Source organism: Amycolatopsis sp. 505, from assembly GCF_031625235.1.
Classification (GTDB): domain Bacteria; phylum Actinomycetota; class Actinomycetes; order Mycobacteriales; family Pseudonocardiaceae; genus Amycolatopsis.
Map to the genome: position 1 here is coordinate 576,830 of NZ_JACKQP010000008.1, position 13,211 is coordinate 590,040.

14 protein-coding genes and 1 tRNA gene are annotated in these 13,211 nt (G+C 71.9%); 6 read left to right on the forward strand and 9 right to left on the reverse strand.

Annotation, left to right across the window (positions count from 1 at the left end; genetic code table 11):
- Positions 1-70: 70 nt before the first annotated feature.
- Positions 71-751, forward strand: coding sequence for a winged helix-turn-helix transcriptional regulator (locus tag H5965_RS30550; RefSeq protein WP_310974077.1), 681 nt, complete (start codon positions 71-73; stop codon positions 749-751).
- A gap of 297 nt (positions 752-1,048) precedes the next feature.
- Here H5965_RS30550 and H5965_RS30555 read toward each other — a convergent pair.
- From H5965_RS30555 to H5965_RS30575, 5 genes are all read right to left on the reverse strand, one after another.
- Positions 1,049-1,121, reverse strand: a tRNA-Ala gene (locus H5965_RS30555).
- A gap of 54 nt (positions 1,122-1,175) precedes the next feature.
- Complete coding sequence (glpR, locus tag H5965_RS30560) at positions 1,176-2,009, reverse strand: gephyrin-like molybdotransferase receptor GlpR (RefSeq protein ID WP_310974079.1); 834 nt, start codon at positions 2,007-2,009, stop codon at positions 1,176-1,178.
- A 163-nt stretch (positions 2,010-2,172) separates the two neighbouring features.
- Positions 2,173-2,841, reverse strand: a complete 669-nt coding sequence (locus H5965_RS30565; RefSeq protein ID WP_310974081.1) for a GNAT family protein — start codon at positions 2,839-2,841, stop codon at positions 2,173-2,175.
- The gene (gene glp / locus H5965_RS30570) at positions 2,841-4,118 is read right to left on the reverse strand and encodes a gephyrin-like molybdotransferase Glp (RefSeq protein ID WP_310974083.1); all 1,278 of its coding nucleotides are present in this window, start codon (positions 4,116-4,118) and stop codon (positions 2,841-2,843) included. The genes H5965_RS30565 and glp overlap by 1 nt, the downstream gene beginning before the upstream one ends.
- A complete protein-coding gene (locus H5965_RS30575; RefSeq protein ID WP_310974085.1) occupies positions 4,115-5,020 on the reverse strand; it encodes a UTP--glucose-1-phosphate uridylyltransferase in 906 nt (301 codons plus the stop codon). Before H5965_RS30575 ends, glp begins: the two co-directional genes overlap by 4 nt.
- Before the next feature lie 24 nt (positions 5,021-5,044).
- Here H5965_RS30575 and H5965_RS30580 point away from each other — a divergent pair, with 24 nt between their 5' ends.
- The 4 genes from H5965_RS30580 (at position 5,045) to mscL (ending at position 7,251) form a co-directional block, all read left to right on the forward strand.
- On the forward strand, positions 5,045-5,635 hold the full coding sequence (locus tag H5965_RS30580) for a 5-formyltetrahydrofolate cyclo-ligase (RefSeq protein WP_310974087.1): 591 nt from the start codon (positions 5,045-5,047) through the stop codon (positions 5,633-5,635).
- An 86-nt stretch (positions 5,636-5,721) separates the two neighbouring features.
- Positions 5,722-6,021 (forward strand): FmdB family zinc ribbon protein, encoded by a 300-nt coding sequence (locus H5965_RS30585; protein WP_086846497.1) that lies wholly within the window; start codon positions 5,722-5,724, stop codon positions 6,019-6,021.
- A 130-nt stretch (positions 6,022-6,151) separates the two neighbouring features.
- Positions 6,152-6,769, forward strand: a complete 618-nt coding sequence (locus H5965_RS30590) for an SAF domain-containing protein (protein ID WP_310974090.1) — start codon at positions 6,152-6,154, stop codon at positions 6,767-6,769.
- A gap of 62 nt (positions 6,770-6,831) precedes the next feature.
- Positions 6,832-7,251, forward strand: coding sequence for a large-conductance mechanosensitive channel protein MscL (gene mscL / locus H5965_RS30595; RefSeq protein ID WP_310974091.1), 420 nt, complete (start codon positions 6,832-6,834; stop codon positions 7,249-7,251).
- Between the two features lie 838 nt (positions 7,252-8,089).
- On the opposite strand, the gene H5965_RS30600 is transcribed toward mscL, so the two are convergent.
- Entirely contained in the window at positions 8,090-8,590 is a 501-nt protein-coding gene (locus H5965_RS30600; RefSeq protein ID WP_013230045.1) for a molybdenum cofactor biosynthesis protein B, read from the reverse strand.
- A 123-nt stretch (positions 8,591-8,713) separates the two neighbouring features.
- On the opposite strand from H5965_RS30600, the gene H5965_RS30605 reads away from it, so the two are divergent.
- The gene (locus tag H5965_RS30605; RefSeq protein ID WP_310974095.1) at positions 8,714-9,772 is read left to right on the forward strand and encodes an NAD-dependent epimerase/dehydratase family protein; all 1,059 of its coding nucleotides are present in this window, start codon (positions 8,714-8,716) and stop codon (positions 9,770-9,772) included.
- Between the two features lie 167 nt (positions 9,773-9,939).
- On the opposite strand, the gene H5965_RS30610 is transcribed toward H5965_RS30605, so the two are convergent.
- Genes H5965_RS30610 through H5965_RS30620 form a run of 3 tightly spaced genes read right to left on the reverse strand, consistent with a single transcriptional unit; the run spans position 9,940 to position 13,092 of the window.
- Entirely contained in the window at positions 9,940-10,989 is a 1,050-nt protein-coding gene (locus H5965_RS30610) for a HAMP domain-containing sensor histidine kinase (protein ID WP_310974096.1), read from the reverse strand.
- Positions 10,986-11,687 carry a response regulator transcription factor gene (locus H5965_RS30615; protein WP_310974097.1) on the reverse strand — a complete coding sequence of 234 codons (702 nt, stop codon included), beginning with the start codon at positions 11,685-11,687 and terminating at the stop codon, positions 10,986-10,988. The genes H5965_RS30610 and H5965_RS30615 overlap by 4 nt, the downstream gene beginning before the upstream one ends.
- A 10-nt stretch (positions 11,688-11,697) precedes the next feature.
- Complete coding sequence (locus H5965_RS30620) at positions 11,698-13,092, reverse strand: hypothetical protein (RefSeq protein ID WP_310974099.1); 1,395 nt, start codon at positions 13,090-13,092, stop codon at positions 11,698-11,700.
- Positions 13,093-13,211 lie beyond the last annotated feature (119 nt).

The following is a 13,211-nucleotide window of genomic DNA, read 5'->3' on the forward strand; positions in this document are numbered from 1 at the left end:
AACAGACCAGCTTTCGAACGCAAACCACAACACCTACTCCGCCCACACCGGCGTAGAAGGGACGCACATCATGACCGGTCGAACCTACGGGCAATTCTGTGGCCTCGCCCGCGCCCTCGAGCTCGTCGGCGAGCGATGGTCGCTGCTCGTCGTGCGAGACCTGTTGCTCGGCCCGAAGCGGTACTCGGACCTGCGGCAGACCCTGCCGAAGCTGCCACCGAGCGTGCTTTCCGGCAGGCTCAACGAACTGGAAAAGGCAGGCGTGCTCCGGCGGCGCGTGCTGCCGCAACTGGACGCGGCCGTGGTCTACGAACTCACCGAGTACGGCCGCGAGCTGGAACCGGTGCTGTTGCAGCTGGGGCTGTGGGGCGCGAGGGCAATGCTCGACCCCGCGCCGGACGACCTGTTCACCATGGACTCCGCGATCCTTTCGCTGTACACGACGTTCCGGCCGGAGCACGCGGCGGGCGTCAACGTCGGCTTCGAGATCCGCTATGGCGACCTGATCGTGCACGCCCTCGTGGACGACGGCGCACTCAAGGTCGCCGAGGGCGCCCTTCCCCGGGCCGACCTCGTCATCGAGTCGGTCGGCTCGATCCAGCCGCTGCTGAGCGGCAGGCTGAGCCCGCTGGCGGCGATCGAGGCCGGGATCCTGCAGGCGAGCGGCGACCTCACCCTGCTGGACCGGTTCGTCGACCTCTTCCACATCCCGGCGCCCCCGGCCCCGGTGGAGGGCCTCGTCGTCCGCTGACCCTGGGCCGCCTTCACTGTTCGGTCACCATCGGCGCGGCCAGGAACTGCTCCTACCTCGGATACGTCGAGTACGATGGCGAAGAATCTCGAATCTCGCATGACGGCACAAGTCCGCGATTCGCTTCAGCCAGCCGTTCATCGCCTACATGCGCGACACCATCTACATCGAGGACGACAAGATCACAGACGGCGAACTCCACGCCATCCAAGGTCAGCGGGCCGCAGCAACCGGCACGGAGGGCACAATTAAAAGGACCACCCGCATTGCGGGTGGTCCTGGGCAAGAACCCTAGGGTGGAGCTGAGGGGAATCGAACCCCTGACCTTCTCGATGCGAACGAGACGCGCTACCAACTGCGCTACAGCCCCTTGGTCGTGCTCGTAGAGCTTAGCAGTGCCCCACGAGCACCCCACGCAGGGGGGTCACTCGCCCACCGCACGCCGATATGGCCCGGTCCCAGGCTCGTCCAGCTCCTCGAACGCGGGGTCCTCGTCGTCCAGGTCGACGACCACCGCGCTGCGGCGGACGCGGGATGTCGGGGACGGGCGGCGCTCGACCACCTCGCGGCGGACCGGCTCCACGACCTCGACGTCCTCGACCTCGTCGCGTTCCTCTTCCACCGGGGCCGAAACCGAAGGACCCTGAACAGACGGGCGCCGCGGCGCTCGGGTGCTGTTGAAGCGGGCGAGCCGGCGCTGGCGGATCTCCTCCTCGATGCGCACCTGGCGGCGCAGGTACACCAGGTACCCGACGAGCACGACGTCGACCACGCCGTGCCCCCACCAGGCCAGCGGGAAGACGAAGCCGGCGACGGCGCCGCTGATCACCGCGATCGCGAGCAGGATGACGACGATGCGCTGCCGGAAGCTGTACTTGGCCCGGGCCGCGATCTCGGCGGCTTCGGGGTCGAAGCCGCCGCGGCCGGGCCGGTAGCCGGGGCGGTCGCGTTCGGCCCGGCGGCCGTGGGCCGGCTGCGGGAGCGGCGCGGGCTCGGGCTCCGGTTCCTCGACGTCGTCATCGAGTTCGAGCTCGGCTTCCAGCTCGGCGAGGTCGTCCTCCACCGATGGCCGGGACCTCCCGGGATCGTCGGACATGGCGAATTCCTCCCGGTCTTCGTTGCGTCCACTGCGCACGACCCTGGCCGCGAGCGCCGAGTCGGCCGTCCTCGCGACCTGCTGCCGCCTACGCGCGACCATGGGCACGAGTACGACGAGCCATGCCGCGGCGAGCGCGACGATGATCACGGAGCTGGGCATCTCCCGTCACCTCCCCCGATCCTTCCACCACGAATCACGTTAGTCACAGGAGTAACAGATCAGGCGGAGGCTCGCCGGGTTCGATCACGGAAAAGCCTCACCGGATTAGGTGAAACTCACAGCATGTGGTAACACGACTACCGACCCGGGTGGGTAATCACGTTCAGGCGTAGTCGGCGCGGCCCGCGGCGACCAGCCGCGACACCAGCCCAGGCCCGGTTTCCTCGCGCGTCACGGCGTAGCAGAAGTGGTCCCGCCAGCCGCCCGCGACGTCGAGGTAGCGCTCGAACAGCCCCTCCCGCCGGTAGCCCGCCTTGGTGAGAACCCGCAGGCTGGCGGCGTTTTCCGGCCGCACGGTAGCCTCCAGCCGGTGCAGCCCGGCCGGGCCGAAGGCGTGGTCGGTGACGAGCGCGACGGCGGCCGTCGCCACCCCGCCGCGGACCACTTCGGACGATACCCAATAGCCGATCCAGGCCGATCGGAGCGACGCCCGGATGACGTTACCCACAGTGATCTGACCCGCGAGACGCCCGTCCAGGGTGATCGTGAACGGGAGACACTGACCACGGCGAGCGAGCGAACGCAGAGCCGCCCACTGCGACGGCCACGACCAGAAGGCGTTGCGTTCCGGCCACGGGCCGACCCCGGTGGGTTCCCACATTTCGAGGTGCGCGCGGTCCCGGAGCCGGATCCGGCTCCACTCGCCGGCGTCGCGCAGCCGGACCGGCCGGATCGCGACCTCGCCCGCGGGCACCCGCAGCGGGCCGAGCCGGGCGGGCCAGCCCGGGTGCCGGCTCTCCACCGGATAGGACACGCCCGACACGGAGTTCATCAGGCCCGTTGCGCCAGGAAGGTGACTTGGACCTGCTCGCCGGCGGGGACGTCGGTCGCCTCTTCCGGCACGTTAATCAGGCAGTTCGCCTCGGCCAGCGACGCGAGCAGGTGCGCCCCGGACTGGCCGAGCGGCTGGACCAGGTACTCGCCGTTGGCCTCGTCGCGCAGCAGCTGGCCGCGGAGGAAGCCGCGCCGGCCCGGGGTCGAGGTGATCGGCGACAGCAGCCGCGCGCCGACGATCCGCCGGTGCGGGTTGCGGGTGCCGCGCGCCGCCCGGATCAGCGGCCGCACCAGCACCTCGAACACCACCAGGGCGCTCATCGGGTTGCCCGGGATGAGGAACGTCGGCACCGAGTCGGGGCCGAGCCGGCCGAACCCCTGGACCGACCCGGGGTGCATCGCCACCCGCGTCATGTCGATCCGGCCGAGGTCGGACAGCGCGGCGTGGACCTCGTCGCCGGTGGCGCCCCCGGCGCCGCCCGCGACCACGACGATCTCCGACATCAGCAGCCGTCCCTCGACGACCTCCCGCAGCCGCTTCGGCTCGCTCGGCACGATGCCGACCCGGCTGACCTCGGCGCCCGCGTCCCGCGCCGCCGCGGCCAGCGCGTAGGAGTTGACGTCGTAGACCTGCCCGACCGACGGCGTCCGGTCGATGTCGACCAGCTCGTCGCCGACCGACACGATCGACACCCGCGGCCGCGGGTAGACCAGGACCTTCGCCCGGCCGACCGCGGCCAGCAGGCCCACCTGGGCCGAGCCGATCGTGTCGCCGCGGCGCACCGCGACGTCCCCGATCTGGACGTCCTCGCCGGCCCGTCGCACGTACCCCGCCGACGGCACCGAGCGGTGCACCGTGACCTTGGCCTGGTGCCCGTCGGTGTAGGCGAGCGGCACGACCGCGTCGGCCAGCGTCGGCAGCGGCGCGCCGGTGTCGACCCGGACGGCCTGGCCGGGCTGGAGCCGCCGCGGCTGGCGCGAACCCGCCGCGATCTCCCCGACGACCGGCAGCTGCACCGGCTCCTGTCCGGCGTTGCGCACGTCCACGCTGCGCACCGCGTACCCGTCGATCGCGGCCTGGTCGAACCCGGGCAGCGCGTGCTCGGCGACCACCTCCTCGGCGCAGAGCAGGCCCTGGGCCTCGGAGATCGCCACGCGCACCGGCTGCGGCCGGACGGCGGCATCCAAGGTCATGGAGATCTGCGCGTCGACCGAGCGCAGCTCGGCCTCGTCCCCGGCCGCCTCGGGCCGTGCCGCGTCGAGGGATTCCGTCATGGGCGCTGTGTCCCGATCCGTTCCGTCAGCCACGCCCGTAAAGATGGACCGTACTCGGGCGTTTCAAGCGCGAAATCGACCGCGGCGCGCAGGAAACCACCCGGATTCCCCAGGTCGTGGCGTCCACCGCGGTGGACGACGACGTGCACCGGGTGTCCTTCGCTGATCAGCAGCGCGACCGCGTCGGTCAGCTGCAGCTCGCCGCCGCTGCCCGGGGTGATCCGCTTGAGCGCGTCGAAGATCGCCCGGTCGAGCAGGTAGCGCCCGGCCGCGGCGTAGGTCGACGGCGCGTCCTCCGGCTTCGGCTTCTCGACCATCCCGTGCACGCGCTTGACGTCGTCGTCGTCGGTGTCGGTGACGTCGAAGACGCCGTACGGGGAGATCTCGGCCTTCGGGATGTCGAACGCGCAGAGCACGCTACCGCCGAACTGGGCCCGGACCGCGCTCATCTTCTCGAGCACGCCGGTCGGCAGCACCAGGTCGTCCGGGAGCAGCACGGCGACGGCCTCGTCGTCGGGCTTCAGGTTGGGCTCGGCCTGCGCGACGGCGTGGCCGAGGCCGAGGGCCTGCTCCTGGATGGCGGTTTCGACGGCGAGGAGGTCGGAGCCCCGGCGGACCTTGGCGAGCAGGTCGGTCTTGCCCTTGCTTTCGAGGTTCTGCTCGAGCTCGGGCTGCTTTTCGAAGTACCGGACCACGGCGTCCTTGCCCGGTGAGGTCACGATGACCAGGCGTTCCGCGCCGGCGGCGGCGGCCTCCGCGGCGACCAGCTCGATGCCCGGCGTGTCCACCACCGGCAGGAGCTCCTTGGGCACGGCCTTCGTCGCCGGGAGGAACCGTGTCCCGAGGCCGGCGGCAGGCACGATGGCGGTTCTGAACGTCTGGGTGGTTGCGGCGCCCGTCATGGGCGCAGAGCCTAACGTGAGGTCATGCACGCGCTGGGCAATGAGCACCTGAGCAAGACGGAGTGGCGTGACCGGGTGACGCGCGCCCGGGCGGGGCAGGCAGCCGAATCCCACGCCCGGGAGGCGTCGGCGCTGGTCAGTGCGGTGTCGAAGGTCACAGCCGGCACCGTGTGCGCGTACCTGCCGTTCGGCACCGAGCCGGGCACGACGGCGTTCGTCGACGCGCTGGTGGCGGGCGGCGCGCGGGTGCTGCTGCCGGTCATCCGGTCGCGGACGGAGCCGCTCGACTGGGCCGAGTACACGGGCGAGGCCGACCTGGTGCCCAGCACGTTCCGGGGCATCCGCGAGCCGGGCGGGAAACGCCTGGGTACCGAGGTTGTGGGCGAGGCGGAGCTGGTCCTGGTGCCGGCGCTGGCCGTGGACCGCCGGGGCGTCCGGCTCGGGCGCGGGGCCGGCCACTACGATCGCTCGCTGGTCTTCGCCGCGGCCGGCGCGGCGCTGCTGGCCGTCGTCCGGGACGAAGAGCTGGTCGAACGGCTGCCCGGGGAGGCCCACGACGTGCGCATGACCGGGGCCCTGACACCGGGGCGCGGCGTGGTCGATCTGCCGGTGTGAGCAACCAGGAATTGCCTTCCGGGAAGGTTTTCCCGCACAATCGGGTTAGCACTCAGGTCGGATGAGTGCCAGCAAAGGAGCCGTCAGTGCCTACGTACCAGTACGCCTGCAAAGAATGCGACCACCGGTTCGAAGCCGTGCAGTCGTTCTCGGACCCCAGCCTGACCGTCTGCCCGCAGTGCTCCGGGGCGCTGCGCAAGGTCTTCAGCTCGGTCGGCGTCGTCTTCAAGGGGAGCGGGTTCTACCGCACGGACTCGCGCGACTCGAGCAAGTCGAGCACCGCGGCCGCCCCGGCGAAGACCGAGACCAAGACGGAGTCGAAGTCCGACACGAGCTCGGCATCCTCCTCTTCGACCACGACGAAGACGGCCGCCGCGGCGTCCTGACCCGCAGGTTATCCACAACACCCCGGTTGTCCACAGATGCCGGACGTGGCCCTTCCGGCGGCCCGTCCGGCTTCCCTAACGTCGATCTCGTGCGGCACCCCGCCGCACCCGATCCGGCCGAGGGGGCCCCGTGGACATCCTGCCGAAGCTCCGCGCACTTCATCCGACCCGGCTGCCGAGCCGGCGGGCACGGCTCATCCGCCGTTGGCTCGCCGTCGGCCTGCTCGTCCTGGGCGGGCTGTCGCTCGTTCACCCCGGTTCCGCGCGAGGCGCACCGACCGTCCTCGCGGCACACGACCTTCCTTCCGGAGCGACGCTGAGCGCTGCCGACGTCCGGCTGGCCGACCTGCCCGACGAAGCACGTCCGAGCGGCGTGCTGAGCACCTTCGAGGCCGTCGAGGGGCGCCTGCTGGCGGGCGCGGTCCGGGCCGGTGAGCCGCTGACCGACGTCCGCCTGGCCACGGCCCCCGCCCGGGGTGATCCCGGCACGGCGACCGTGCCGGTCCGGCTGGCCGACGAGGCGGTCGCGGACCTGCTCCAGCCCGGCCAGCGCGTCGACGTCGTCGCGGCGCCGGAGCAGGCAGTGCCGGCCTCCGTGCTGGCCGCCGGGGCGACGGTCGTGACGGTCGGGCACCGGCAGCCGGCCACGCCCAAGGGGCCGCTGGTGCTGCTCCGCCTTCCGGAAGCGGCCGCGACAACGGTGGCGGCGATTTCACTGGAGCGTCCGGTAACGGTTACTCTCCGCTAGCCCACGCCCGCCGATACGGGCCGGGCGTCCCCTTCCGGTTCGTGGCTCGTGAGGAGAGCAAGGTGTTCAAAGGCTTCAAGGACTTCCTGATGCGCGGCAACGTCGTGGACCTCGCCGTGGCGGTGGTCATCGGCTCGGCGTTCACGGCGATCGTCACGGCGTTCACCAACGGCCTGATCAAGCCCCTGATCAGCACGATCGGCGGCACCGACGCCGCGAACGGCCTCGGATACCAGATCTTCGACAACAACAAGGCGACGTTCCTGGACTTCGGCAGCGTGATCAACGCGGCGATCAACTTCGTCCTGGTCGCGGCGGTCGTCTACTTCGTCATCGTGCTGCCGGTCAAGAAGGTGCAGGAGCGCCGCAAGCGCGGCCAGGAGCCGGGCCCCTCGGAGCCGACGGACGTGGAGCTGCTGACCGAGATCCGCGACCTGCTGCGCGCCCAGCAGACCAACCAGCGCGGCACCGACCGCGACTGACGAGGTCAGCGGTCGTGGTGCGGTGGCCGGTTCTCCCGGTACCAGTCATCCGGGAGACCGGTGCGCCGCTCGGGATCACGCTCATCGGAGGTCGTCTCGGGCAGAACGTCCCCGAAGATCTCATCAACCCGGCGCCGTTGCTCGCCGGTCTGAGGTTTCCGCTGTTCACCCGCCATGCCCCAAGTATCCCACGACGCGCTGTTTGACAACTCCAGAGCGAAGACCCCGGCGACTCCCACCGCCGGCCACCACCCCGCTGCCGGCGCACCAACCCTCCGCCCCGAACAACCCCGCGCCACCCGCCGACACGTCACCGCGGCGCGACCCCAGCCGAGCGAATCGAGCCGCCCCAGCTGCTCGGCACTCAGCACAAGCCCCGCAGCGGCGACGTTCTCCTCCAGGTGCGCAATCCGCCCGGTACCCGGAACCGGCAGCACCACCGGCGACCGGCGCAACGGGCCGCCAAGGCAGGGACGCGAACTCGCCGACGGTCGCTTCGGACCGCCCGAGCAGGCCGACCTTCCCGGCGGACTGCAGCTCGGAGCGCCCCGAGCTGGTCGGCCAACGGCGTTTCCGGGTCGATGGGGTGCAGGGCCGCGGCAAGCACCTCCTCGTTGACCCCCGCCGCCGTAGAGGTACGCGGTGTCAATGAGCGTGACACCCAGCTCAACGGCGAGCGCCCCGGCCCGGCGGAGGCCCGGCTTCGGTCGGCAGGTACATCGCCCCGAAACCGGGCCTCCGGACATTCAACCTGCCGCCGATCCGGAAACCGCGAGGCACACCGAAAGCTCGTCGACCACGAACGAGGTCAGTCCGCCACCGATCCGCAAACCGCGGGTCACACCTCTTCGAGACCCGAAAGCTCGTCGATCACATGCGGCACGAGCGAGGTCAGCGTCGCCATCCCATCGCGCACCGCGGACCGCGACCCGGCCAGGTTGACCACGAGCGTGCTTCCCGAAACCCCGGCGAGCCCGCGCGAGATCCCGGCGTCGACCGCGCCGGCGGCCAGCCCGGACGCGCGGATGGCCTCGCTGATGCCCGGGATCGGCCGGTCGAGCACACCGGCGGTGGCGTCCGGGGTCCGGTCACGCGGCAGCACGCCGGTGCCGCCGACGGTGATCACCAGGTCGGCGCCGCCGATCACGGCGGTGTTGAGCGCGTTGCGGATACCCGCGGTCTCGGCCTCGACCACCACGACACCGTCGACGATGAAGCCCGCTTCTTCGAGCAGCTCCGTGACCAGCGGGCCAGTGGTGTCCTCGTGCTCGCCGTGCGCCACGCGATCGTCCACGATGACCACGAGGGCCCGGCCCAGCCGTTGTGCACTCCGTTCCATGGCGCCCACCGTAGCCGGTTTCGGCGGCCGGGCGCCGGGAGGTTCCGGGTGAGTTCTGACGATTCGGTGACGTGCCGCGGTGAGCGTCGGCGAGCTCCGCCGAAGCCCCCTAGCGTGGCCGGTGTGCGTGTACTGGTCACCGGCGGAGCCGGGTTCATCGGGTCCCACATCGCCGACCTCCTCGCCGATGGCGGCGACGACGTCGTGGTGCTGGACAACCTCCTCCCGACGGCCCACGGTTCCCGCACCCCACCGCCGTACACGGGCAGGCACCGGTTCCTGCGCGGCGACGTCACGGACACGGAAATCGTCGCGGAGCTGCTGGACGGCGTCGACGCGGTCTGCCACCAGGCGGCGGTGGTCGGCCACGGCGTCGACCCGTCCGACGCGCCGTCGTACGCCCTGCACAACGACTACGGCACGGCGGTGCTCCTGGCCGGCATGCACGCGGCCGGCGTCGGGAAGCTGGTCCTGGCCTCGTCGATGGTCGTCTACGGCGAAGGCCGCTATACCTGCCCGGCCCACGGCGTGGTGGCACCCTCGCCACGCCGCCGGTCCGATGTGGACGCGGGCCGGTTCGAGCCGCGCTGCCCGTCGTGCGAGGAGGAGCTGAGTTGGCAGTTGGTGCCCGAGGACGCGCCGCTGAACCCGCGCAGCACGTACGCGGCGACGAAACTGGCCCAGGAACACCTGGCCGGTGCCTGGGCCCGCCAAACGGGCGGCACGGTGTGGGCCATGCGCTACCACAACGTCTACGGCCCACGGATGCCCCAGAACACGCCGTACGCGGGAGTCGCATCGCTCTTCCGATCGGCACTGGCCCGCGGCGAGGCCCCGCAAGTCCTGGAGGACGGCCGCCAGCAACGCGACTTCGTCCACGTCCACGACGTCGCCAAGGCAAACGTCCTGGCCCTCCGGACACCCGGCCCGAACGACCTCACCCCGCTGAACATCTGCTCCGGCACCCCGCACACGGTGGGCGACCTGGCAACAGAGCTGGCCCGGGCATGTGGCGGCCCGGCGCCGAAGGTCATGGGCGGCGCCCGCGCGGCCGACGTCCGCCACGTCGTCGCGGACCCGGCCCGAGCCCGCGAGCTGCTCGGCTTCACCGCGGAAATCGGCTTCGCGGAGGGCATCGCCGACTTCGCCACGGCCGAGCTCCGCGAGCCGGTCTCACCCTGACACCAGATCGGCTCCCGCGGCCCCTGAGCCGAACGCCGCGCTGCGTCCGGTTCCGGGCCGCTCGCGCGACCGGACATCACCTGCCGCGGTCCCGGATCACAGCCACAGCCGAGGTATCCCTCGGTCCCGGGCCGGCCGCGCCACGCGGAACCCGGACCCGCCGCGGCCTACGGCATCGCGAGCGGCAGGCGCACCTCGAACCGGCACCCCGGCCCGTGGTTCTGCACCCCGATCCGCCCGCGGTGCGCCTCCACCAACCCCTTGGCGATGGCCAGGCCGAGCCCGCCCCCGCTGGTCGTTCCGCCGCGCTCGGGCGTCCGCGCCTGCGTCCCGCGGAACGCCACGTCGAACACCCGGTTGATCTCGTCGTCCGGGATGCCGCCGCAGGAGTCGTCGACGGCGAGCAACGCCTCGTCGCCGTCGACGCCGATCTGCACCGCCACCGTCCCGTCGGGCGGGGTGTGCCGGATCGCGTTGGACACCAGGTTCCGCACGATCCGGGCCAGTTCCGGGTCGCTGCCGGTCACCACCGGCCAGGTCGACGCGTTGGCGAGCACCTGGACCCGCTTCCGGAGGGCCACCGGCGCCTGGGCGGCGACGGCGTCGCTCACCACGTCCCGCAGCGGCACCGCGGACATCGTGAGCTCCAGGGCGCCGGCGGTGATCCGCGAGAGCTCGAACAGGTCTCCGACCATCGCGGACAGCCGACGGGTTTCGCCGCCGATCCGCTGGGCGTAGTCGGCGACCTCGTCGCGTTCGGACACCACGCCGTCGGCCAGCGCTTCGGCCATCGCCTGGATGCCGGCCAGCGGGCTGCGCAGGTCGTGGCTGATCCAGGCGACCAGTTCGCGCCGCGACGCCTCGGCGGCGCGTTCCCGCTCCCGCGCCTCGCGCTCCCACACGCTGCGACGGGCGATCGCCCGGCCGAGGATGATCGCCGCGGGCACGGTGACCAGCGCGACGAGCAGGCAGACCAGCAGCATCGTCGTCAACGCCGGGGTGAACATGAACCCGCTGATGCCCAGGACGCCGGCCAGCGTGGCGAGCACCGGGATCAGCACCAGCACCGTGAGCGTGGTGGCCAGCGAGCCGCGGCGCAGGACGTACAGCGCCACGCCGCCCAGCGCCGCGATCGGCAGCGAGAACAGCAGCGCGAACGGCAGGATGTGCCAGAGGTGCGTCAGCATCTCCGGGACGGATTCACCCGAGCCGATCACGGCTGCTCCCGGTCGTAGCGATAGCCGACACCCCACACGGTCGCCACCCGAGTCGGCTTGGCCGGGTCGCGCTCGATCTTCTCGCGCAACCGTCGCACGTGGACGGTCACTGTGGACTGATCGCCGAAGTCCCAGCTCCACACCTTCTCGAGCAGGTCCGCGCGCGAGTAGGCGACGCCCGGGTGGGCGAGGAAGAACGCGAGCAGGTCGAACTCGCGGGTGGTGAGCGGCAGCTCGCGGCCGCCGAGGGTCGCGGTCCGGGCCTTCATCTGCAGGCGCAGTGCGCCGTCCACGAGCTCGGCGGCGGCCGGCTCCGGGCGTGGCATCCGGGCACGGCGCAGCACCGAGGCGACGCGAAGGGCGAGCTCCTTGGGGCTGAACGGCTTGGTCACGTAGTCGTCGGCGCCGAGCTGGAGCCCGGCGATCCGGTTCTCCTCCTCGCCGAGGGCGGTGAGCATGACGATCGGCACCTGGCTCACCTCACGCAGCTGCCGGCACACCTCGAGGCCGTTGATCCCCGGCATCATGACGTCGAGAACGACCAGGTCGGGCTCGTGGGCGGCGAACCGGGCCAGGCCCTCGGCACCGTCGCCGGCAATGTCGACGGTGAACCCGGCCACCTCGAGGTAGCGGCGGACGACGTCGCGGACCGTCTCGTCGTCGTCGACCACGAGCACGTGCCCGGTCTGATCGCTCATCACGTCTCCCTCACCAGCCCGTCAGCAGCAGGTGGTTGACCGCCAGCGCCGTCGCCGCCTGCGCGGCCAGCCACCACCGGCGACCGGGCCGCGGGAGCAACGCCGTCATCGGCAGCAACCACACCCCGAACGGTAGCCAGATCCGCTCGGTCTCGGCTTTCGACAGGCCCGAAACGTCGGCGAAGAGAATGGCGGCCAGGGCGGCGAGACCGAGCAGGAGCACCGGATCGGTGAGCAGGGCCCGGCGCGGAGATCCGACGCCGCGCCGGACGGCGGCCACGACCGCGGGGCCGAGGGCGACGACGACCGCCGCGAGGTCGGCCCACACCCAGTACGAATAGGGCCGGACCAGCGCGACGCCCTGGTAGTAGCGCTCGACGACCAGGTGGTAGCCGTCGAGCCACCAGAAGCCGGCCCAGGCGAACACGCCCACGACGGCGAGCGCCGCGACGATCGCCAGCGCCGCCGCCCGCCACTGCCGGCCGAGAACGGCGACCGCCACCGCGAGCACGCCGAGCAGCACCAGGCCGTAAGACAGGAAGATCCCGAAGCCGAGCAGCACCCCGGCGGCCAGTCCGGCCGGGACGGCGTACCGGCGGCCGTGGGAGAACCCCGTCGCGGACAGCGCGAGCAGCGCCAGGCCGGTGGCCGTCACGCCGGCGAACAGGCCGTCCGCGGACACGCCGATCCACACCGCGCCGGGGGTGAGGACGGCGAACGGCAGCACCGTGCGGGCCGCCTCGGGCCGGCCGAGCAGCGCGACCGTGGCCGGCACGGCCACCGCGACCAGGCTGCCGGCGAGCACGACGGCCGTGGCCGCCCACGCGCCGCCGTGCAGGCCGAGCCGGTCCAGCCAGACGAAGACGAGCGTCGCGCCCGGTGGGTGGCCCGACACGTGCGTCGTCCACGAATGCGGCTGGAAATCGAGGATGCGGGAGGAGAATTCGCGCAGCATCCGCGGGATGTCGGTGATGCCCGGGACCTCGTGGAGGTACTCCTGCGGAATGGTGAGGTGCCCGGCGAATCCGCGGTCCCAGCCGTCGACCATGGTCAGCGAGAAGATCCAGGCGAGCGAGGCGAGGTAGCCGGCGGCGAGCGCGCGGCGCCACGGCAGCCGGGCGGCCAGCGTGGGGCCGTGCAGGACGACCGCGACCGCGATGAGCACCGCGAACACCGAGCCCGGGCCGACGTGCGGCAGCCAGTCGGCGAACAACGGCGGCGCGGACACGAAGATGACCACGCCGGAGTGCGGCCGGTTGTAGTACAGGCCGACCGCGGTGGCCGTGGCGACGAGCACCGCCGCCGCGGCGACGGCGAGGAGGTCGGCGCGGCGGCCGGTGACCGGGGCTTCGGGTTCGCGGGCAGGCGGCTCGGCGAGCCGGGCTGCCGGGTTCGGCTCGCTCATCGCCGCCCACCCTAGGTCCGCGGCGGCCGGTCCGCGCCCTCGGAGCGGGAGCCGTAACGACGCGGTAAGAACTCGCCGGATGTCATGATTCGGTAAGCGCCGCAAGGGTTCTACGCCAC